This is a genomic window from Olleya sp. YS, from assembly GCF_029760915.1.
Lineage (GTDB): Bacteria > Bacteroidota > Bacteroidia > Flavobacteriales > Flavobacteriaceae > Olleya.
The window spans coordinates 1,615,973-1,638,127 of record NZ_CP121685.1; the positions used below are offsets into that span (position 1 = coordinate 1,615,973).

The following is a 22,155-nucleotide window of genomic DNA, read 5'->3' on the forward strand; positions in this document are numbered from 1 at the left end:
AAATGAGTCAACAAACACACTCATTATCTCAATTAGCGCTTCAAAAGTTTAAAAAAAACTTTTGGGGCGTTTTTAGTTTAGTCTTCATTGGTGTGGTAGGATTAATTTCTGTGTTTGCTTATGTCTTTGCGCCTGATGCATCACAATACGCTAATCAAATGCATGTGTCCATACACTCTAAATCGCCAGGATTTAGTGTGGATATGTTGACTATTCCATCTCAAATAAAAAACGACCAATCCTTCTTAGATAAAGTGTTTTTTGGCAATAAAAATACGGATACCGAAATCCCAATTTCTAATTATAGTATTATTGGAAATCAATTAACCTATACAGAGTATGCTTCAGATGGATTAGAAGGCGTTACAAAAACAATCAATGCAGATTTTATTAATAAAAATTCAGCAAAACAATACATAAAAGAAGTAACATTTCATTTAGGAACTGATAAATATGGACGTGACTTATTAAGCAGATTATTAGTAGGTGCTCGCATCTCTTTTTTTATTGGTTTTGTAGCAGTATTCATATCATTAGTTATAGGCATTTTTATGGGTAGTCTTGCAGGATATTATGGTGGAAAAGTAGATACATTAATTATGTGGATTATTAATGTTACTTGGTCTATTCCAACATTATTATTAGTTATCGCAATCACATTAGCACTAGGTAAAGGGTTTTGGCAAGTATTTATTGCAGTAGGACTAACCATGTGGGTAGAAGTGGCTAGAGTCGTAAGAGGACAAATTATAAGTGCAAAACAGATGCAGTATGTAACAGCTGCTCGTGCATTAGGATTTAACGATTTCAGAATTATTACAAAACATATTTTACCAAATATTTTAGCACCAGTAATAGTTATAAGTGCTGCAAATTTTGCTGCAGCTATATTAATAGAATCTGGATTAAGTTTTTTAGGTATTGGCGCACAACCACCTATGGCTAGTTGGGGAGCTATGATAAAAGATCACTATAACTATATTATTTTAGGTAAACCCTATCTGGCAATCATACCAGGCTTATGTATTATGTTATTAGTTATGGCATTTATGTTAATTGGAAATGCCTTACGCGATGCATTAGATGTAAAGCACTAATTAATCTTTAATATTTTATTTCACACATTAGTTGATAATCTTGTCAACTTGTTAAAATATATACGACTAACCCATATAATCCGTATTTTTGAGTAACAGCGTAACTATGATTAAAGATTTAAACGACAATATAAACCTTCCGTTCTCGCTACAAATTAGCTTTAATAAGCTAATTGAGCGATATGAAGATTTGGCAAAAAGTAACGACCAATTTCTTGCTGCCAGAGCTCGTCACGTTCTTAAAGCGCAAGAGTCTCATCCTATATTAAGAGAAGGGTTTAGTGAAGTTTCAGTCTTGGAAAAGCACAAAAAGGAAATTCAAATACTACTTCAGGATGCCTTTAGTGAAGTATTAAGTTTAAACGAAATTAAAACAGCAAGTGTACCGTATCATAATTTTATTTTCAATGCTTCAAAACGGTTTGAAAATATTTTAAAAACTGCAGGACCAGATTTTGAATTAGTTATTAAAAACATGCCTGAAAACGATTGGTATATTTTAGGTTGTACCATAATTATGAATTTCTGTTATGGTTACAATGCTAATTTTAAACGTCCATTGTATTACGAAATTCCTGATATAAATGGTATAATTAGAATATACAAAATCTTGTATAATGCAGATTTTATGGAGATTATACCAACTGCTAAAGCTCCTAAATTAACACGCGAAGATTTTCATGAGTTGTTAGATAATTTTGATAATATAGATTTATGGAAAGCTAAATTTCCGCCTAACAGCTATATCTCTAAAGGGTTTGTAATTTCTAATATTTTTGATGTCACAGACGATCAAGCTATTTCTGATATTAAAACGACATTAATTGGAAGTGACAAACGGAAGGATAAGAGATTTATGGGTGATTTTCAAAACGTATTTCGTTCTTTATTAAATGTCAATGACTTACAAGTAGGTTTTTCTATTTATAATGAAGAAGAAAACGCTTTAATGCAAGTCCATGATTCTGGAATAAGTAGTTTTTTATTACAAGCTAAAGAAGAGTTTAATTGTAAAAATTTATTTTGCCATTTTAGTTATGACAAAATTTTAAAAGACAAAGCTAATTTCGCTATTTCAGATGTAGATAAAAGTTTTGAACAGTCAAAGGGACAAGCGCCTCAAGTTAAAGTATTACAAGAGCAAGGTTTTAAAAGCGCCATTTTTGCACCAATTGCAGAGCATGGAAAATTATTAGCTGTATTAGAGTTAGTATCTAAAACTCCAAGAGCATTAAATAGTATAAACTCTAAGAAATTGGAAGATGTTATGCCTTTTATACTCTCTGCTGTAAAACGCTCAAAAAGAGAAGAAGAAAATTTAATACAAGCAATAATACAAAGAGAGTGTACCTCTATCCACCCAAGTGTAAAATGGAAGTTTGAAAAGGCAGCAAGACGATTTATAACAGAAGAACACCAAGGAAATAAAAATCCAACTTTTAGTAAAATAAGTTTTGACAATGTATTTCCTTTATTTGGACAAATTGATGTCAAAGGATCTTCTGATGCCAGAAATAATGCGACTCAAAAAGATTTATCGCTTCAACTTAAAATGGTAGAGCGTATTGTTAAAACTGCTTTTGAAACTGAAAAACTTCCAATTTTTGAGCAGCTTTTATTTCAAATTAAGTCTTATAAAAAAACACTAAAAACAGATTTTAAAGTCGATAGTGAACAGAAAATAACTCAATTTTTTCTAAATGAAATTGAGCCACTTTTTAAATACCAATTAAAATCTAAATCACATTTAACAGAAGTTATAGAAGATTATTACAATAAAGTTGACGATACGTTAAACGTTATTTACTTCTATCGTAAAAATTATGATGACACAATTAGTTTGATAAACAAAAATATGTCTTCATTGCTTGATAGAAAACAGATTGAGGCTCAAAAAATGTACCCTCATTTTTTTGAACGTTATAAAACAGATGGTGTAGAACATAACTTGTATATAGGAGAATCTATAACTAAAGAGGAATCGTTTAATAAAATTTATTTATACAATCTTCGCTTATGGCAATTACAGGTAATGTGTGATATGGAAAATGCCTATTACAATCACCAAAATGAATATCCTCTAGCATTAGATGTCGCCTCTATGATTTTAGTGTTTAACCAACCGTTATCTATAAGATTTAGAACAGATGAAAAACACTTTGATGTTGATGGAACTTATAACGCAAGATATGAAGTGGTTAAAAAGCGTGTTGATAAAGCAAATATTAAAGGCACAGAAGAGCGTGTTACAGATCAAGGTAAATTGACCATTGTATATTCTCAAAAGGAGGACGAAATAGAATATTTAAAGTATGTCAATTTCTTACAAGCTAAACATAAATTGGGTGATGAGGTTGAAATATTAGAATTAGAAGACTTGCAAGGTGTAACAGGTTTGAAAGCAATACGAGTTAATATTCTGTATCACAAAGAATCTAACGATAAAGAGTTTTATACCTACGATGATCTAATGAGTGAGATTAAATCTTAATAACATAAAAGTCTTTTAAATCTTGCATTTTAGGAGTTATAATCTCTACTTCTGTAGTTTCTAATACATCTTGTAAATTTGCGCCTGGGTTATTTTTTACAGCAACACCAAAAGCAATCAAGGACGTAATAATTCCAATCATAAATATTGTATAGGTTACTCGTAATAGTCTATATTTTCTTTCTAAAACCTTACCCAAGAAGTATAAATCTTTAGTTAATGAGTTGTACACATAATTTTTATCCTTCAGCATCTCGTTTATAGCCCATTCAAATTCATTAAGTTCCATTTTATGAAAATTACCAAAAAACGTTAAGTTTACCTTTTTGTTTTCTACATCTTCTTTAGTAAACTGTCCACTAGTAACATTTGGTCGTGTGGCTATTATAGACATAACCATAGAAATAACACTAAATAATGTAAAAATTACTGTTGGCCATGTTAAATAAGGGTTAGTATCCAATTTAGAAATTAAATTAGCCAATACTACAGATATAATAATAGCATTTACAGACAGTAATATGTTAGCTTTAGTATCCGCAATATCGCTAAGCTTTATATGATTTCTTAAGGCAGTTCTATAAAAAGACTGGATAGCACGTTCTGGACTATCGTTTTTAAACTGTGCTTTGTACTTAGCTTTAAGCTTTTCTGTTTTAAGTTTTGTTTTCTGTTTCTTTTTTGTTTTAATTAATTTTGCTAGGTTTTTTTCTTTTCTTTTTTGCCAATTCTGAAGCGCGTAATCTGTATGATAAGAATGTTTTTTTGATAAAACTTTAATATTTTCATCTAACCATTCTCTAGGCGAATAGTTAGCTACTCCAGCTAGTTCTAATTCTTTTCTTAAAAACTCACTAGCTTCAGGAAAATATTTTTTACCAAAGTGAGATGAGTCTGCATCACGTAATATTTTTTCAAGTTCATTTTGCGGTTCAACATCAAATTTAGTAGCTAGAATACAATCTTCAATTTTTTGTATTGTTTTATCCGAAACCCCTTCGTCTGATAAAAATTTTCGTGCTATTTCAGCACTAACTTTTTCGTGTCCAATACGTGTCTTTACATAGCCAACATCGTGCAGTAAAGCTGCTAATTGTAAAACTTCTGCATCCTTAACACCAATTTTAGAATTATCTATAATTTCTTTCGTACTTTTAAATACTCGTAAGGTATGTGTGTGGTTGTGGTAAACTATGGTGTTAGGCAGCTCATTTTTAAGGAGTTCGAAAACAAATGCTTCAGTTTTTTCTATGATTTTAGACATATATACGTATTTAGACCAATCCAAATTACTAAAAAAATAAAACTAAAATTCTATAAATGACTAAAAATAACATAATCCTAACGTTTATTTTTGCTGTCTTATTAACCAATTGTGCATCGTTTGAAGCGCAATACAAAGACGAAAACCCAGTAGTAAATCCACTTCCTAATAAGCCAATCCACAAAACATTTTATTTAATTGGTGATGCAGGAAAATCACCTAAAGACGGATACTCTAAAGGGTTAATTGCATTTAGAGATTACATTAAAAATACAGATACAAAAAAAGACTATGCTGTTTTTTTAGGAGACAATATCTATCCCTCTGGATTACCCGATAAAGACCACGAATCTTATGAAGATGCTAAAAATTATCTGCAAGCACAAGTCGATGCGGTAAAGGATTTTAATGGTGAAATAGTATTCATTCCTGGTAATCATGATTGGTACTCTGATGGGTTAAAAGGTTTAAAAAATGAAGAAAAATATATCGAGGACGCTTTAGGTAAAAATACATATCAACCAGAAGATGGTTGTCCATTAGAAGTTATTGAGGTTAGCGATAAAGTAGAACTAATTGTTATTGATACCCAATGGTATTTAGAGAATTGGAACAAGCATCCAACCATAAATGATGAGTGTGAAATCAAAACCAGAGAACGTTTTTTACTAGAACTAGAAGGCGAATTTAAAAAGGCACAAAATAAAACGGTAATAGTAACTATGCATCATCCCATGTATACCAATGGTACTCATGGTGGTTTTTTTACTGCAGACAAACACTTATATCCTACACAAAATAAAATACCCTTACCAATATTAGCGTCTTTTTTAGCACAAGTTAGAACACAAGGTGGTGTATCTATTCAAGATCGTTATAACGAGCGCTACAATAAAATGATGAATCGTATTGAAACTCTAGCATTAGAATATGACAATATCATCTTTGCTTCAGGACATGAACATTCGTTACAGTACATAGAAAATGATGGAATCAAACAAATTGTTTCAGGTTCTGGTGCTAAAAAATCTGGTGCAGCATTAAGTAATAATGGATTGTTTGCTTATGGTAACCAAGGGTTTGCAACTTTTACTGTGTTTAAAGATGGTAGTAGTTATGTGAGTTTTTATAGCGAAGAAAATAATAAGGCTAAATTAATGTATACTAAGCAAGTTTTTGAAGAAGATGAGCCAGAATATGACATTTCTCAACTACCTGACACTTTTCCTTCTACCACGGAAGCATCTATTTACACTAAAGACGAAACAGATAAATCAGATGTATATGAAGCATTATTTGGAGATAAATATAGAGAACTATACAGTAAAAAAGTAGAGGTACAAGTAGCTACACTAGATACATTATATGGTGGTTTAGAAATAGTTAGAGAAGGCGGTGGGCACCAAACCAGATCTTTGCGATTGCAAACTAAAGATGGACGTCAATTAAACATGAGAGCCTTACGTAAAAGTGCCACACAGTATCTACAAACAGTTATCTTTAAAGAAACATATTTAGAAGACGATTTTGATAAAACTAAAGTTGAAGATTTAATTTTAGATTTTTATACAGCAGCACATCCTTATGCTTTTATAGTAGTACCAGATTTATCACATGCTGCAGAAATATATCATACTAATCCAAAACTGTTTTATATTCCTAAGCATAAACATTTAAAGGATTACAATCGTGATTTTGGAGGCGAATTATACTTAATTGAAGAACGTCCAGAAGATAACTATACAGACGAAAGAAATTTTGGGTATGCAGATGATATAGAAAGTACGCATGATATCATAAAAAAAATCAGAACTGATGAGAAGTATAAAATAGACGAAAATGCTTTTGTCAGAGCAAGATTGTTTGATATGCTTTTGGGCGATTGGGATAGACATCAGGATCAATGGAGATGGGCACAATTTAATCAAGAAAATGGTGATAAATTATACAAACCTATACCTAGAGATCGCGATCAAGTATTCTCAAATTTTGATGGTGCTTTACTAGATATTATGCGTGTAATTTCTGGATCTACCAAGCAGTTACAAGTATATGATGGTGAGCTTAAAGATATAGAGTGGATGAATAGTGCTGGAATAAAATTAGACAAAGTGCTAATTCAACAATCTGGTAAAGATGTATGGCTAAAACAAGCACAATTTTTACTAGATAATGTTACAGACAAAGTTATAGATGAAGCTTTTAATAAAGTTCCAGACGAGGTTAAAGACGAGACCCTTGAACAAATAAAAGTATTCTTAAAACAAAGACGAGGTAACTTGAAAGATATTGCAGAGCGGTATTATGACTATTTAAACGAATTGGTTGTACTTACAGGAACTGATAAGGATGATTATATTGAAGTTAAGCGAATTGGTGATAACGAAACACAAGTTATTATTTCTAGAATTAAAGATGGTAAAAAAGCAGATGTTATTGTAGACAGAACGTTTAACAAAGATGTGACAAAAGAACTTTGGATTTATGCTTTAGACGATGACGATGTTATAGAAGTAACAGGAAAAGCAAATAATTTAATATTTACCAGAATTGTAGGAGGACAAAACAATGATGAATATATTATAAAAAATGGAAGACGCGTTCGTATTTACGACCATAAATCTAAACCTAATACAATTACAGAAAACAAAGGAGCAAAAATTAATCTAACAGATATTTATAATAACAACTTGTTCGATTTTCAAAAAAATATTGTTAAAACAGGTGTTATTACTCCTAGTTTAGGATTTAATCCAGACGATGGATTAAAAGTTGGAATTGGACTAACCAAAACCACTAAAGGGTTTTCTCGTAATCCTTTTTCTCAGCAACATCGTTTTAATGGAGGTTACTTTTTTGCAACAGATGGATTTAGTTTAAATTATGATGGAGAGTTTGCAAACCTATTTGGAGATTGGAATTTACATATAGCAGGACAACTAACTAGCGAGAATTTTACCAATAACTTTTTTGGATATGGAAATGAAACTGTTAATAATGATGATGAGCTTGATTTAGATTACAACAGAATAAAAACTAGTATTTACGCTGCAAGCGTAGGTATTTTGAAAAAAGGTAATTTTGGTTCTGATTTTGGCGTTAAGTTAATGTTAGACGCTATTAAAATAGGAGAAACTCCAGATAGATTTATTGAAACTATAGAGCCTTCTACAACAAATACTGATTTTTATAGCAGACGTTTGTTTACAGGAGTTGAAGGAAACTTTAATTACAAAAGTTTTGACAATTTTGCAATACCAACAAGAGGGATGACTTTTGGTTTAGATATTGGTGCCAAAACCGAGCCTGAAAACACTAAATACACTTATGGTTATATCAATTCTGAATTAGGTTTTTACAACGCGCTTATTACCAACAGAAAGCTAGTACTAAAAACAGATGTGCGCACTCAATTGCGTTTTGGTAACGATTTAATTTTCTACCAAGCAGCTAATATAGGTGGAAATAATGGGTTAAGAGGATACAGATTACAGCGTTTTACAGGTCAAAATAGTTTAACCGGAAGTGCAGATATACGCTATAGTTTTAATAAGTTTAAAACTAAAACATTACCATTACAATTAGGTATTTTTATTGGTACAGATGTTGGTCGTGTATGGTCACGAAATGAAGATTCAAAAATTTGGCACAATGATTATGGTGGAGGTTTTTGGGTGACTGCAGCAAATAGCTTGTCAGGTACATTTAACTTTTTTAATAGTGAAGAAGGATTACGATTTTCTTTTGGATTTGGTCTAAACTTTTAATAATTATTAAAGATGCAAAAATACATACTTTGGCTAATAGATTATATTAGAAAATTAGAAAGTAAGATTGCATTCTATCCTACTGTTTTCAGCTTTACAGGTATTATTTTTGCCTTAATTATGTACTATGCAGAAAACAATGGAATATCTGGTTATATTATAAAATATTTTCCTGCATTAGTTATTAATCATACTGATACAGCATTAAATATCTTAACCACTTTTATCGCTGGATTAATATCCATAATGGTTTTTAGTTTTTCGATGGTAATGATTTTACTTAGCCAAGCTTCAAGTAACTTCTCTCCAAGACTGCTACCTGGATTAATATCTAATAGACGTCATCAAAAAATATTAGGAATTTACATTGCTAGTTTATTATACTGCATATTTACTTTAATTAGCATTGAACCAACTGGTGACAGCTATCAATTACCAGGTTTCTCGGTTTTATTTGCAATAATTTTTATGGTAACATGCTTGGGTGCCTTTATTTATTTTATTCATTCTATATCTCAAGAAATTCAAGTCCACAATATCATGGAAAGAATTTATGCAGATGCTAAACATAGATTAGAAAAATTATTAGATTCTGAAAAAGAAAGCATTGAAGAAATGTCTTTTCCAGACACAGACAATTGGGAGGTTATTACTGCTAAAAGATCTGGATTTTTACAAACCATTAATTTGGATATTATTAGTAAAATAGCTCAAGAGTGTGATAATAAATTTGAAGTTTTCGCCATTAAAGGTAATTTTATTCATTTAAATCAATTGTTGTATAAAGTAGAAAAATCGTTGGATGAAGAGCAACAAGAACTTATTGAAGATGCCTTTTTGTTTTCTAGAGATGAGATTATATCAGACAATTACATTTTAGCTTTTAAACAACTTACAGAGGTCGCTGTAAAAGCAATGTCACCTGGTATAAACGATCCTGGAACTGCCATTATTACCCTAGATTATTTAACCGAACTTTTTACTTTAAGATCTTCTAAAAGTGATGAAAGCTTTGTAACTGTAGATGATGAAGCTCTAATAAAAATTAATACTGTATCTTTTGAAAACCTAATGTTTTATTGTAATTCTGCTTTGCGTACATATGTAAAACATGATTTGGTAATGGTATTAAAAATGTTAGATATGTACAACCACTTGTATAAAAATACTACCAACAAAACATATCAAAAAGTGATTGTCAGTCAAGTTAAAATTTTATTGAAAGATGCTAAAGCTAGTATTAATAACGAGGATGATATAGAAGTCATTGAAGCCAGAGCAAAAGCAACATTAGATAACTAATCTAATTTAAACGTATAGATATTATTGTCTTCTTTACCAGAATCCTCATCTGTAATAAATATGGTAGTATTATTTTTAAAACAAACACCTTCTTTTTGAGAGTCATGCTCTAAATTAATAGATTTGACCTCTCCTTCAAAAAAATTATCTGATTTAAAATTCGTTAAAGTCCAAATTTTATCATGATTTAACAAGACTACTGTCTTTCCATCAGGACTTATATCTGCTGAGGTAACACGCGTATCCTTACCTTTTAATTCATACTCTGTCAAAAAAGTAGCTGTATGTGTACCAATTTGGTTTGGGACTTTAATAACCTTTGTTTTATCCTCTTCTTTACTAAAAATGTAGAAGTTATTCTTCCACAAAAAGAAGGCTTCAAAATCTTCAGATTTTACATCTTTTGGTAGAATAAAGGTGATGGTTTTTGCATTAGTTTTGTTATGTAATTCAGCAATTTCTTCAATTTTATAGATATAAAATATCTTACGTTTTTTGGAGTTATTACCAAAATCTCCAATGTATAAGTTGCCTTTTTTGTCACTGGTTAAGTCTTCCCAGTCTTCATTTTTAACATTGTCTATATCAATATCTTTTATAATGTTTCCCTTTGTATCCATTCCGTAAACATTATTTTTGTTTCCAGCATCTTCAATTGTCCACAGTAAGTCAGAATTTACCACTATTTGTGCAGCAGACGCTTCGTCTAAATCGCTATCTATAGATCCTACAACGTTTAATTTTCCTGTGTTACAGGATAAAAAAAGTATAGCAGAAACAAGTATAGGTTTTAAAGGAAATGTCATAAATTGTGTTTTTTAGTTTTAAAGAATATAGTCATAACTTAAGCCAAACTAAAATATAGACTCTTAAAATATTTATAAAATTAGTAATTAATATGCTTAAAATAGGGCACAGAGGAGCAAAAGGTCACGTTGCCGAAAATACTTTAGAATCTATACATCAAGCCATACAATTTGGTGTAGATGGAATAGAGATTGATGTGCATGTATGTAAAAGTGGACAATTGGTAGTGTTTCATGACTATACTTTAGATCGAATGACCAATGGAACAGGCGAAATAGGAGCATATACTTTAGAGCAATTGAAACAACTTATGGTTGACCAAAAGTATCAAATACCAACATTAGAAGAGGTGTTAGACCTAATCAATAACTCTATGTTGATTAATATCGAATTAAAAGGAGAGGCTACAGCGTTACCAGCTTGTCAAGTTATAGATAATTATGTAGCAAATAATAACTGGTCTTTAGATAATATAATTGTAAGTAGTTTTCAAGAACAAGAATTATTAGAGGTCTATAATCATAATCCTAACATACCTTTAGCAGTACTCACTAAAGCTAGTGTGAGGAAAGCTATTAATTTTGCTAATACAATTAATGCTAAAGCAATACATCCAAATTTTTCGTTGCTAAGTAAAGACAATGTTAAAGAAGCACAAGATTTAGGGTTTAATGTTAATACTTGGACAGTCAATACCCAACAAGCCATAAAAAGAATGAAAAGTTATCGAGTAGATGCTATAATAAGTGATTTTCCTGACCGATTATGAAGCACTATAATGTATTAATAATAGGTGGTGGAGCTGCAGGTTTTTTTGCTGCAATAAATATTGCAGAACAACATAAGCACTTAAAGGTAGCCATCTTGGAACGCGGGAAAGAAGTCTTAACTAAAGTTAAAGTGTCTGGAGGAGGACGATGTAATGTGACCCATGCCGAGTTTATTCCCCAAGAATTAACCCAATATTATCCAAGAGGAGAAAAAGAGTTATTAGGACCTTTTCATACCTTTATGACAGGAGATACTATGGAGTGGTTTGAAAGTAGAGGTGTTGCATTAAAAATTGAGGAGGATGGTCGTATATTTCCAATAACTAATAACTCCCAAACCATAATCGATTGTTTTATAGATGAAGCCAAAAAGTATAACGTCGAGGTATTAACAAATCAATCAGTAACTAGGTTTCAAAACGTAAAACAGACATGGAAAATCATTACAAAAACAGATCAATTTTCCGCAGAAAAATTAATTGTTGCTACAGGAAGTAACCCTAAGATTTGGTCGTTTTTAGAAGGTTTAGGACATACTATTGTTAATCCTGTTCCGTCTTTATTTACATTTAATATAAAGGACGATAGAATAAAAGATATTCCTGGTGTGGTTGCTCAGGATGTTACTGTCAAAGTGATTGATTCTAATTTAGAATCCTCAGGACCACTACTAATCACACATTGGGGAATGAGTGCACCTTCCATATTAAAACTCTCAGCTTTTGGTGCTTTAGAGCTTGCAAGTAAAAATTATAAATTTGATATTGAAATTAATTTTGTTAATCAAGATTATGATATGGCGCTTTCACAATTGAAAGATTATAAACAACAATTTTCTAAAAAAACAGTGGTAAACTATGCGCAATTCAATTTGCCTAAACGATTGTGGAAAGCATTAGTTTTAGCATCTTCAATTTCTGAAGATACAAAATGGGCAGATGTCAATAAATTACAATTAGAAACTTTAACCAGCCAATTAACACAAGCTGTTTTTAATGTTGACGGAAAAAGCACGTTTAAAGAAGAGTTTGTAACTGCTGGAGGAATAGATTTAAAAGAAATAAACTTTAAAGACTACCAAAGTAAATTGCATAATAACTTATATTTAGTTGGAGAAATTATTAATGTAGACGCAGTTACTGGAGGTTTTAATTTTCAAAATGCTTGGACAGGTGCCTTTATAGTCGCCAAAAATTTATATAAATAATAATGCAAACGTATCTAGCTTTTTTAAGAGGAATTAATGTAGGTGGTCACAATAAAATTCCAATGCAAGATCTACGTCAATTATTAGATGATTTGTCATTTAAAGCTGTAAAAACCTATATCCAAACAGGAAACATTGTATTTAAATCGTCCGAAATAGATAAACAAGTATTAGAGTCTAAAATTAAAACAGCAATTTTAAATCAATTTAACTTTCAAATTCCTGTTTTGATAAAAACACCAGAAGAGATTCATTCCATATTAGAGCGTTGTCCTTTTAATACAGATGAAAAACAAAACAGTTACTTTGCATTATTATTTGCTAAAGTTACAAAGCAGCAAAAGGAAGCTATAAGTTCCTATAGCTTTCCTAATGAAAAATTTCAGCTTATCAATAATTGTATTTATTTGTACTCTAGTACAGGTTATGGTAGAGCTAAAGCCAATAATAATTTTTTTGAAAAAAAATTAAATATTACTGCAACTACTAGAAACTATAAAACCTTAATAAAACTTATAGAATTAAGTAATACTGTAGTTTAGTTTTTCTTAATACAATCCCAAGACATCTGTATGGCTTGTTTGATATGCTTATCATTCATCTCTAATTCGCCTTTAAATTTTAACCTTACAGCAGACACAACGTTACCAAAGCACATTTGTAATATTAATCGTAAAGGAACATCTTTGACATGTCCATCTTTAATACCTTGTAAAAAGAAATTTCTAACATTTTCAAAATGGCTAGAAGATTGATGCATTAATTCTTTGCTAATAATAGGAGGCACACCTACAAATTCTACAAATTGAAAGGCTAAAGGATTACCTACAAAATAGTTATAAAGATTTAACCAAACAGTTTCATACTGTTTTTTATAATGGCTATCAGGCAAATTAGCCATTAAAACGACACCGTAATCTTGGTTAATCATTATGTAAATCTCTTCAATAATTTGATTTTTGTTATCAAAATAGTGGTAGATTGTACCAACAGCTACATTAGCTTCTTTTGCCACTTGGGACATAGGCGTAGCATGCACACCTTGTTTTACCACTAGCTCTAGCATAGTGATAATTATACGTTTTTTTTTGTCCATTTAAATAGACTTTTGAGGGTAAGAACGGTAAAGCGAAGTTTAAGGGAACTTTATTTTACCAATCAGTTAATTTGTTTGTTTGAATGTTGTCAATTTGGAAAGGTCTAAAAATCAACAAATTGAATGTTCATTCGGCAGGCAAAATTAAACAAATAGTTTAAATATTAAAACTATCTTTGCACAAATTTAATTTTAAATGGATGTAACTCGTTTTTTATTTAATAATTATAAAAACACATTAGCTGAAGGTAGTGTAACTTGGTCATCTCCAAGTAATATAGCTTTAGTTAAATATTGGGGAAAAAAAGAAGATCAAATTCCAGAAAACCCTTCAGTAAGTTTCACTTTAGACGCTTGTAAAACAATAACAGAATTAACTTTTCAAACAAAAAACAGTAAGGAAACGTTTTCGTTTGAAGTATTTTTAGATGATGTTGCTAAGCCAGATTTTCATCCTAAAATCGAAACCTTTTTTAAACGTATTGAAGCCTATTTACCTTTTTTAAAAGACTTTCATTTTACAATAAAAACCAGGAACACGTTTCCACATAGCTCAGGAATAGCTTCTTCCGCTTCTGGTATGAGTGCTTTAGCATTGTGTTTAATGAGTATTGAAAAGTCATTAAGCCAAGCTGAAGTGACTGAAGCGTACTTTATCCAAAAAGCATCATTTTTAGCTCGATTGGGATCTGGAAGTGCTTGTAGAAGTTTAGAAGGTGACTTGGTAGTTTGGGGTAATCATCCAAAAATTGAAGGTACTAGCGATTTGTTTGGTGTAAAATATCCTTATCAAGTTCATAAGGTGTTTAAAAACTATCATGACACTATTTTATTAGTAGATAAAGGCGAAAAACAAGTAAGTAGTACAGTTGGTCATAATTTAATGCATGGACATCCTTTTGCAAAGCAGCGTTTTAAACAAGCGGTTGATAATATTACATCTATAAAAGAAATCTTAAAAACAGGAGATTTAGACGCCTTTATAGCATTAGTAGAAAGTGAGGCATTGACCCTACATGCGATGATGATGACAAGCATGCCTTATTTTATTTTAATGAAACCAAATACATTGGAAATAATTAATAAAATTTGGGCTTTTAGAAAAGAAACCGGATTACCAATTTGCTTTACTTTAGACGCTGGAGCCAATGTACATATACTATATCCACAGAAAGATGCCGAAAAAATTTATGAATTCATTAAGACACAGTTAGTTGGATATTGTCAAAACGGTCATTATATTTGTGATAGAATTGGTTTTGGTGCAAAACAATTGTAACTTTATAAAGCCAATGGATTAATAGCATATGAAAGGTCCTTTATTTTATTCTAAAATTTTGTTGTTTGGTGAATATGGAATCATCAAAGACTCTAAGGGTTTATCAATTCCTTATAATTTTTACAATGGTGCATTAAAAATGGATAAAAATCCATCTGAAGAGGCACAACAATCCAACAAAAGTTTACAACGTTTCGCAGAGTATTTATCAAAAATAGATGAGCAACTTGTAGTATTTGATATTGATGCTTTACAAAATGATGTAGCAGCAGGTATGTATTTTGATTCCTCAATTCCTCAAGGTTATGGTGTTGGTAGTAGTGGTGCTTTAGTGGCTGCTATTTATGATAAATATGCTCAAGATAAAATTACAGTATTAGAAAATCTTACAAGAGAAAAACTACTAACTCTTAAAACCGTTTTTGCCGAAATGGAGTCGTTTTTCCATGGTAAATCCTCTGGTTTAGATCCTTTAAACAGTTACTTAAGCTTACCTATTTTAATAAACTCTCAAGAGAATATCGAAGCAACAGGCATCCCTACCCAAAGTAGTAATGGGCAAGGTGCAGTGTTTTTATTAGACTCTGGTATTATTGGTGAAACAGCACCAATGGTGAGTATTTTTATGGAAAACATGAAGCAAGAAGGATTTAGAAAAATGCTTAAAAACCAGTTTATTAAACATACAGATGCTTGTGTTGACGATTTTTTAAAAGGCGATATCAAATCGTTATTTAAAAACACAAAACAGTTGTCAAAAGTGGTACTAAACCACTTCAAACCTATGATTCCTGCTCAATTTCATGAGCTTTGGAAAAAAGGAATTGAAACTAACGACTATTACTTAAAACTTTGCGGTTCTGGTGGTGGTGGATATATCTTAGGCTTTACACCAGATATTAAAAAAGCAGAAAAAGCTTTAAAAGATTACAAACTAGAGGTCGTATACAACTTTTAATAATCTATTTATCATGATGTTAAGCTTAGATGGTTCTTCAATAGGAATATTATTATGGCAATTGTTTGTTATAGCTATAGCAATTATAATTTTATACATTTTATTTGTAATTTTTAAGCGAATTTTCTTCAAAAAATAAGTTCATGTTCTCAAGAAAACAGAAACATATCTTACTTAAATTTTTTAGTATGTTTTCTGTAGTAAGAGGCTACAATATTTTAGTTATTGTCATCGCGCAATACTTAACATCAATCTACATATTTGCACCAGACAAACCTTTAAAAAAGGTACTGTTTGACGTTAATTTATTAATGTTAGTTTTAGCATCTGCAGCTGTTATTGCAGGAGGATACATAATTAATAATTTTTACGACTCCGAAAAAGATTTAATCAACAGACCTAACAAAACTATGTTAGATAAATTGGTTAGTCAAAACACCAAACTATCATTTTATTTCGTGCTTAATTTTTCAGCTGTTGTTATGGCAAGTTACGTGTCATTTAAGCCTGTTTTATTTTTCTCGTTTTACATCTTTGCTATTTGGTTCTATTCGCATAAATTAAAAAAGCTTCCCATTATTGGTAATGTAGTTTCAGCAATATTGACATTGACACCATTTTTTGTCATTTTTGTGTATTACTCTAATTTTAAAGCAGTCATCTTTGTACATGCTATATTTCTATTTTTAATAGTCGCTATCAGAGAATTAACCAAAGACTTAGAAAATATTAAGGGTGATTTAACTTTAAACTACAGAACAATTCCAGTTGTTTATGGAGAATCTTTTTCAAAAAAAATAATCACTTTTTTAGTCATTTCAACCTTATTTCCAGTCTATTTTTTAGTAACTAGATTTGATATTGGATACATGTACTTGTACTTTTACATGTGTGAGGCACTACTAATTATTTATCTCATTTTACTTTGGAAATCTAATACTAAAACACACTATTTGTGGCTACATAACATCCTTAAATTTATAATATTAGCTGGTGTTTTTAGTATTTTATTGATTGATGTAGACTTAGTTTTAAACCGAATATTATAACCATGGAACACACATTAAAAGTTGCGATAGCACAAATAACTCCAGTACTTTTAAATAAAATTGAAACCTTAAAAAAAGTAGAAGCATCCATTTTGGAAGCTGTACAACAAGAGGTGGAATTAGTGGTTTTTGGAGAAGCACTTGTACCTGGTTATCCGTTTTGGGTCGCATTAACAGGTGGAGCAGACTGGAATACAAAAGTTAATAAAGAATTACACGCTGCTTACATTCGTAATTCTGTTCAAATTGAATCTGGAGACTTAGACGCTATTTGTAACTTAGCTAGACAACACAAAATAGCAGTATATTTAGGTGTCATGGAACGTGCCAAAAACAGAGGTGGTCATAGTATTTATGCGTCTTTAGTCTATATTAATAATCAAGGAGATATAAAATCGGTACATCGTAAGTTGCAACCAACCTATGACGAGCGTCTCACTTGGGCTCCAGGAGATGGTCATGGATTACAAGTACACGATTTAAAACAATTTACATTAGGTGGATTAAACTGTTGGGAAAACTGGATGCCATTACCTAGAACTGCCTTATACGGTCTGGGAGAAAATTTGCACATTGCAGTATGGCCAGGAAGTGATCATAACACAAAAGATATTACACGATTTATAGCTAGAGAGTCACGTAGCTACGTGATTTCTGCGTCAAGTTTAATGACTAAATCAGACTTCCCGAAAGACACACCACACTTAGATAAAATATTAAGTACCTCTCCAGACGTACTAGCTAATGGTGGAAGTTGTATTGCAGGTCCTGATGGCGAGTGGATTATAGAACCAGTGATACATGAAGAAGGATTAATTACTACAACATTAGATTTTAATCGTGTGCTGGAAGAACGTCAAAATTTTGATCCAGTAGGTCACTATTCGCGTCCAGATGTCACTAAATTAACCGTAAATAGAGAACGTCAATCTACAGTGACGTTTAATGATTAATAGTCATTTCAATTTATAATGAAAAATTCGTTGTAGATTTGCAAAAAATTATATTATGAGCAGACATCAAGGTGCCAATGGTAAAGGAAAATCCTCTGGAAGAGGACGTGATAACTCTAAAAGCAAAACGTATGCTAGAGGTAACGCACCTATTAAGAAAAAAGCAGCATCAAAACCTAATAGCAATCCAGATTTAATCCGTTTAAATAAATATGTTGCTAATTCTGGCATGTGCTCTCGTAGAGAAGCAGACCAACACATTGCAATGGGACTGGTTACTGTAAATGGTAAAGTTGTAACAGAGATGGGTTACAAAGTCAAATTAGAAGATGAAGTCCGTTACGATGGAGCCAGAATTAACCCAGAAAAAAAGGCTTACGTCTTATTAAACAAACCTAAAGGTTTTGCTACAACTACCAGTGAGCAAAAAGGAAGAACCGTTATGGATTTGGTCGCTAATGCAACAAGTGCTAGAATTAAGCCAATAGGACGTTTAGGTCGAAACTCTACTGGATTATTGTTATTTACTAATGATGAAAAAGTGGTAGCGCGTTTTACAAATTCTAACAAAGGTGTAGAGCGTTTGTTTCATTTAGAGTTAGATAAAAATTTAAAATTTGAAGATTTAAAAAAAATTAGAGAAGGTTTTAAAGTCGAAGGGAAGCAGGTTAATGTTGAAGAAATAGACTATGTAAACAACACTAAAAATGAAGTAGGTGTAAAAATTAAAAATACAGGAAACACCATTTTACATACCATTTTTGAGCATTTAAAATACGAATTGGTTAGGATTGACTGTGTACAAATAGCACACTTGACCAAAAAAGATATCCCTAGAGGAAACTGGAAAATTTTAACCGAACAAGAAGTGAATACATTAAAAATGATGTAATGACATCATTTTACTAACATTAAAAAAATCGCTTTTGTAGCGATTTTTTTGTTTTTTACAACATTTATTTACCCTTGAATTTGTCAAAAAAATCAACTAACTTCGTTTAACGATTGATAAAAAATATTGAAACGATTTTTTATCAGAGACATTGTGTATAATTATGAAAAAACTGAAGAATACATATTTGATAATATTTTGCAGTCTTATGACTTGCGGAATTAATGCGCAATCGGAAAAAGATTCAACCGAATTGAAAAAACCGATTTTTACTCATACGGTAAAAGTTGAGTTTAAATCTGATTTTAATATTGAAGGTGCTAAAAAAGCTATTAAGGAAGAAAATATTCGGATTTTATTTCCAGGTGGCTTTGGTGGAATGCCTGATTTCGACAATGAAATAGATATTGCTTTTCAAAAGAAATATTCGGTCGAATTCTTTAGTCAAGGTTGTATTAGAATGGGAGAAGATGAAAACGAAGAGGAATATAACCAAACCATTTTTACTTATTTGGATAAAAAGTACGGTAAAAAATGGCGTAATGAAATCAGAGATGGAGCAATCGGAATGAACTAACTATACACAACACCGTGTATAATTAATTGCTTGGTCACTGCCGACTTACGAACATTCCTTCGGAATATTCTATCTGTGATTTATTTGCTAAATTAGTTGCTTAACCACGCAACTAACCATACACAAACACGTTAAACGAAACATTTAAAAATAAAACCCAAAACTACCAGTCACACCAAATTTTCTAGCATCAGGATTGGTAATAGGGTTAAGGTAATTACCTCTAAAATTAAAGTCTATTCTAAAGACTTTAAAAATATTACCTACACCAACACTATACTCGTAGTATGCTTCTTTACTTGGTGCTCTATATATTAAACCAGAAGCGTTAAGGTCTCTGTTATCTTGAGAGATATCGCCTATAACTCCTCTGGCACCAACAATAGCTCTTAAATTATATTTTTTAAGAAAAGGTATTCTAGAAAACAGTCTTCCATTAAAATTATGCTCTATGTGTAAGGTGGCATACTCGTCGGTCACAAACTCATAAAAATCTAAATTTGAAAAGGTATTGTAAATAGAAAAATAACTTTGGTTACCTGGCACTACACTTAATAAACCTAATGGGACTTCTCCAAAGGTTTTGCCAGCTTCAATTGTGGTATATAAACGTCCAAAACCACCTACAGACCAAGGTTGGGTGTACGAGAATTGTAATTTTGTATAATCAAAATCGCTATTTAAAATACTTTTATCACCTACGGTTACTTGTGCAAATAATCTTGCAAAGTCATCATTTTTTGTACGACGTTCCACACCAAATCCAGTCATCTCACGATTTGGAAAATAAGACATAGAGACCGCAGTTTCGTATTGCTTCACTTCAGACTTAGTGGTAGTTTGTGTGGCATCTGTATAATAGTCTAAACTAAAGGTGTTTGAAGCAGATTCTAAAGTTCTGTAACTTCCGCTTAAGCGAGTTATAAAATTACGGAAAGGCTCAGCTTCAATAGATAAAATACTTAAATTAATGTTAGTTAATTTATCATTTATTCCTGTACCAACAACTGCACTACTGGCTAAACTTCGACCTAATACATCTGTACTGGTTGTCAAACTAGCTCCAATTTGCTCGACATCTCTTCGGTTTCCTCCAGAGATAATTAATCGACTTCGTTTATCTAACAACCATTTTCCTGACAATCCGTATTTAAACTTATTATCTCTAAAACCATAAGCTGTAAACCCTTCTAATCGCCATAAATCGTTTTGTCCAAAGTAGGTTCGTCCTCCTGCTCTTAATCTTAAGCCTTCTACCGCATTAAAACCAAAGGTGGAGAAAATGGGTCCATAATCAAAATTAATGCTAGGAAACTCCACATAACCTGATGCTAAAATGGTCCCAAGATTATACAAACGTTGGAACTTTGGTGTGTTTTTTAAAGAATCCAACATGACGTAAACGCCTTTTTCGTCTTTACTAAGTTGCTCCATACGGTTTTGCTCCCAAAAACTATCGTCTTGGTTGTACAGATCTTGGTCAAAACTGTAGACTTTTTCTTTATAAAACTTTGGGTCTTTTTCAATATCAAATTTGTAGTTGTCGTATAACGTGGTACGTTTTCCGTATATACCTTTAGATTGTTCCTTTTTATTAAATGCAAAATCACTCATAAAGTAATCGCGCTTTATTAAAAATACAGAATCGTTAAGAACCTCAAATTCCTGCTCGATATAAATTTCTTTTACCCAGTTAATATTAGCGCTTTTAGAGGCTTGCATATTAATTTCTTTAATAGCAAATGTGGTATCTGCTACCCAAAAATCACCTTTAAAAGTCAATTCGTTTTTACGTCGCGGATAATAGATAATGTTGTAACACCATTTGTTATCAATAAAGCTACTATCTGCTAATACATAGTTGTATGTTTGTATTCCTGTTCTAGAGATAGGACTTGTAAAACTTTTATCAAAAAACTTCAGGTAATTGTCATACACATCATAATCTGAGTATAAATCATCTACAAAGTCAATAATTATTTGGTTATTACTAAATCCTGAGTTTTTGTTTCCTTTTAAAATATCACGCTTAGCGTTAATAACATTGTCTCCATATACTTCGCTAGAAGATTCGTTAATAAACATAGGTAAATATGTTTTACCAGTAACGTTAGATGTATCTATTTGCTCAAAAACAAACTCCATACCTCTAAACAATTTACTTTCCATTAAAGAGCTGTCAATTGTATTGAGGTCAAACTCTACTTTTTCGTATTTATCGTATTGGTACTGCTTATATTTTTTTAATCCATTACTACGTTTATTAGCCCATATTTTTCTAAGGATATCAATCGCTGGATTATTTTTTTTAGGCTGTTTTCCTGATACTATTACTACTTCGTCAAGAGTAGACACTTCTTCTTTTAAAATAATTTTAAGGTCATAGTTTACTTTTTTTTCAAGCTGAATTTCTTCGGTTTGGTAGCTTATAAATGAAACTAGTAATGTATCCCAAGTGTCGTCATCTTCCATGTAAAAACGACCTTCTTCATTAGTAATTACACCAATGGAAGACCCTTTAAATACAATGTTTGCAAAAGATATAGGTTGATCAAACTCGTCAAACACGACACCACTAACTTTGGTTTGTGCTATACCATAAAGACTTCCTAAGAAAAACAGTAGAATAAAAAGTTTACTATTCAT

Annotated in this window: 17 protein-coding genes; 13 read left to right on the plus strand and 4 right to left on the minus strand. The window is 31.3% G+C overall.

Annotated elements, in window-relative coordinates; all coding sequences use genetic code 11:
• The first annotated feature begins 2 nt into the window (after window positions 1-2).
• Both Ollyesu_RS07360 and Ollyesu_RS07365 read left to right on the plus strand, forming a co-directional pair.
• A complete protein-coding gene (locus Ollyesu_RS07360) occupies window positions 3-1,097 on the plus strand; it encodes an ABC transporter permease (protein ID WP_279300590.1) in 1,095 nt (364 codons plus the stop codon).
• A 106-nt stretch (window positions 1,098-1,203) separates the two neighbouring features.
• A complete protein-coding gene (locus tag Ollyesu_RS07365; RefSeq protein ID WP_279300591.1) occupies window positions 1,204-3,588 on the plus strand; it encodes a GAF domain-containing protein in 2,385 nt (794 codons plus the stop codon).
• On the opposite strand, the gene Ollyesu_RS07370 is transcribed toward Ollyesu_RS07365, so the two are convergent.
• Window positions 3,578-4,852, minus strand: a complete 1,275-nt coding sequence (locus Ollyesu_RS07370; RefSeq protein WP_279300592.1) for a Pycsar system effector family protein — start codon at window positions 4,850-4,852, stop codon at window positions 3,578-3,580. The two genes, Ollyesu_RS07365 and Ollyesu_RS07370, sit on opposite strands and share 11 nt — an antisense overlap.
• A gap of 56 nt (window positions 4,853-4,908) precedes the next feature.
• Between Ollyesu_RS07370 and Ollyesu_RS07375 the strand changes: the two genes are divergently transcribed.
• Complete coding sequence (locus tag Ollyesu_RS07375) at window positions 4,909-8,619, plus strand: metallophosphoesterase (protein WP_279300593.1); 3,711 nt, start codon at window positions 4,909-4,911, stop codon at window positions 8,617-8,619.
• A 12-nt stretch (window positions 8,620-8,631) separates the two neighbouring features.
• A complete protein-coding gene (locus Ollyesu_RS07380) occupies window positions 8,632-9,921 on the plus strand; it encodes a DUF2254 domain-containing protein (RefSeq protein ID WP_279300594.1) in 1,290 nt (429 codons plus the stop codon).
• Here the strand turns inward: Ollyesu_RS07380 and Ollyesu_RS07385 are convergent.
• Entirely contained in the window at window positions 9,918-10,727 is an 810-nt protein-coding gene (locus Ollyesu_RS07385) for an SdiA-regulated domain-containing protein (protein ID WP_279300595.1), read from the minus strand. The genes Ollyesu_RS07380 and Ollyesu_RS07385 overlap by 4 nt on opposite strands.
• 92 nt (window positions 10,728-10,819) lie before the next feature.
• Here Ollyesu_RS07385 and Ollyesu_RS07390 point away from each other — a divergent pair, with 92 nt between their 5' ends.
• The 3 genes from Ollyesu_RS07390 to Ollyesu_RS07400 are packed head-to-tail and all read left to right on the plus strand — an operon-like array spanning window position 10,820 to window position 13,247.
• Window positions 10,820-11,497, plus strand: coding sequence for a glycerophosphodiester phosphodiesterase family protein (locus Ollyesu_RS07390; RefSeq protein WP_279300596.1), 678 nt, complete (start codon window positions 10,820-10,822; stop codon window positions 11,495-11,497).
• Entirely contained in the window at window positions 11,494-12,705 is a 1,212-nt protein-coding gene (locus Ollyesu_RS07395; RefSeq protein WP_279300597.1) for an NAD(P)/FAD-dependent oxidoreductase, read from the plus strand. Before Ollyesu_RS07390 ends, Ollyesu_RS07395 begins: the two co-directional genes overlap by 4 nt.
• Before the next feature lie 2 nt (window positions 12,706-12,707).
• Window positions 12,708-13,247 (plus strand): DUF1697 domain-containing protein, encoded by a 540-nt coding sequence (locus Ollyesu_RS07400; RefSeq protein WP_279300598.1) that lies wholly within the window; start codon window positions 12,708-12,710, stop codon window positions 13,245-13,247.
• Here the strand turns inward: Ollyesu_RS07400 and Ollyesu_RS07405 are convergent.
• A complete protein-coding gene (locus Ollyesu_RS07405; RefSeq protein WP_279300599.1) occupies window positions 13,244-13,801 on the minus strand; it encodes a TetR/AcrR family transcriptional regulator in 558 nt (185 codons plus the stop codon). The genes Ollyesu_RS07400 and Ollyesu_RS07405 overlap by 4 nt on opposite strands.
• A gap of 196 nt (window positions 13,802-13,997) precedes the next feature.
• Here Ollyesu_RS07405 and Ollyesu_RS07410 point away from each other — a divergent pair, with 196 nt between their 5' ends.
• The 6 genes from Ollyesu_RS07410 (at window position 13,998) to Ollyesu_RS07435 (ending at window position 19,509) form a co-directional block, all read left to right on the plus strand.
• The gene (locus Ollyesu_RS07410) at window positions 13,998-15,080 is read left to right on the plus strand and encodes a diphosphomevalonate decarboxylase (RefSeq protein ID WP_279300600.1); all 1,083 of its coding nucleotides are present in this window, start codon (window positions 13,998-14,000) and stop codon (window positions 15,078-15,080) included.
• A 28-nt stretch (window positions 15,081-15,108) separates the two neighbouring features.
• The gene (locus Ollyesu_RS07415; protein ID WP_279300601.1) at window positions 15,109-16,038 is read left to right on the plus strand and encodes a mevalonate kinase; all 930 of its coding nucleotides are present in this window, start codon (window positions 15,109-15,111) and stop codon (window positions 16,036-16,038) included.
• A gap of 143 nt (window positions 16,039-16,181) precedes the next feature.
• The gene (locus tag Ollyesu_RS07420; RefSeq protein WP_279300602.1) at window positions 16,182-17,087 is read left to right on the plus strand and encodes a geranylgeranylglycerol-phosphate geranylgeranyltransferase; all 906 of its coding nucleotides are present in this window, start codon (window positions 16,182-16,184) and stop codon (window positions 17,085-17,087) included.
• A 2-nt stretch (window positions 17,088-17,089) separates the two neighbouring features.
• A complete protein-coding gene (locus Ollyesu_RS07425; protein ID WP_279300603.1) occupies window positions 17,090-18,040 on the plus strand; it encodes a carbon-nitrogen hydrolase family protein in 951 nt (316 codons plus the stop codon).
• Between the two features lie 55 nt (window positions 18,041-18,095).
• Window positions 18,096-18,932 carry a pseudouridine synthase gene (locus Ollyesu_RS07430; RefSeq protein WP_279300604.1) on the plus strand — a complete coding sequence of 279 codons (837 nt, stop codon included), beginning with the start codon at window positions 18,096-18,098 and terminating at the stop codon, window positions 18,930-18,932.
• Window positions 18,933-19,119: 187 nt separating this feature from the next.
• Window positions 19,120-19,509 (plus strand): hypothetical protein, encoded by a 390-nt coding sequence (locus Ollyesu_RS07435; protein ID WP_279300605.1) that lies wholly within the window; start codon window positions 19,120-19,122, stop codon window positions 19,507-19,509.
• A gap of 144 nt (window positions 19,510-19,653) precedes the next feature.
• Here the strand turns inward: Ollyesu_RS07435 and Ollyesu_RS07440 are convergent, their stop codons facing one another.
• Window positions 19,654-22,155, minus strand: a complete 2,502-nt coding sequence (locus Ollyesu_RS07440; RefSeq protein WP_279300606.1) for a DUF5686 and carboxypeptidase-like regulatory domain-containing protein — start codon at window positions 22,153-22,155, stop codon at window positions 19,654-19,656.

Bases quoted from the DNA above. Each gene is read 5' to 3' on its own strand.
- Ollyesu_RS07360 (WP_279300590.1), top strand. From the start codon at position 3: ATGAGTCAACAAACACACTCATTATCTCAATTAGCGCTTCAAAAGTTT.
- Ollyesu_RS07365 (WP_279300591.1), top strand. From the start codon at position 1,204: ATGATTAAAGATTTAAACGACAATATAAACCTTCCGTTCTCGCTACAA.
- Ollyesu_RS07370 (WP_279300592.1), bottom strand. From the start codon at position 4,852: ATGTCTAAAATCATAGAAAAAACTGAAGCATTTGTTTTCGAACTCCTT.
- Ollyesu_RS07375 (WP_279300593.1), top strand. From the start codon at position 4,909: ATGACTAAAAATAACATAATCCTAACGTTTATTTTTGCTGTCTTATTA.
- Ollyesu_RS07380 (WP_279300594.1), top strand. From the start codon at position 8,632: ATGCAAAAATACATACTTTGGCTAATAGATTATATTAGAAAATTAGAA.
- Ollyesu_RS07385 (WP_279300595.1), bottom strand. From the start codon at position 10,727: ATGACATTTCCTTTAAAACCTATACTTGTTTCTGCTATACTTTTTTTA.
- Ollyesu_RS07390 (WP_279300596.1), top strand. From the start codon at position 10,820: ATGCTTAAAATAGGGCACAGAGGAGCAAAAGGTCACGTTGCCGAAAAT.
- Ollyesu_RS07395 (WP_279300597.1), top strand. From the start codon at position 11,494: ATGAAGCACTATAATGTATTAATAATAGGTGGTGGAGCTGCAGGTTTT.
- Ollyesu_RS07400 (WP_279300598.1), top strand. From the start codon at position 12,708: ATGCAAACGTATCTAGCTTTTTTAAGAGGAATTAATGTAGGTGGTCAC.
- Ollyesu_RS07405 (WP_279300599.1), bottom strand. From the start codon at position 13,801: ATGGACAAAAAAAAACGTATAATTATCACTATGCTAGAGCTAGTGGTA.
- Ollyesu_RS07410 (WP_279300600.1), top strand. From the start codon at position 13,998: ATGGATGTAACTCGTTTTTTATTTAATAATTATAAAAACACATTAGCT.
- Ollyesu_RS07415 (WP_279300601.1), top strand. From the start codon at position 15,109: ATGAAAGGTCCTTTATTTTATTCTAAAATTTTGTTGTTTGGTGAATAT.
- Ollyesu_RS07420 (WP_279300602.1), top strand. From the start codon at position 16,182: ATGTTCTCAAGAAAACAGAAACATATCTTACTTAAATTTTTTAGTATG.
- Ollyesu_RS07425 (WP_279300603.1), top strand. From the start codon at position 17,090: ATGGAACACACATTAAAAGTTGCGATAGCACAAATAACTCCAGTACTT.
- Ollyesu_RS07430 (WP_279300604.1), top strand. From the start codon at position 18,096: ATGAGCAGACATCAAGGTGCCAATGGTAAAGGAAAATCCTCTGGAAGA.
- Ollyesu_RS07440 (WP_279300606.1), bottom strand. From the start codon at position 22,155: ATGAATAGTAAACTTTTTATTCTACTGTTTTTCTTAGGAAGTCTTTAT.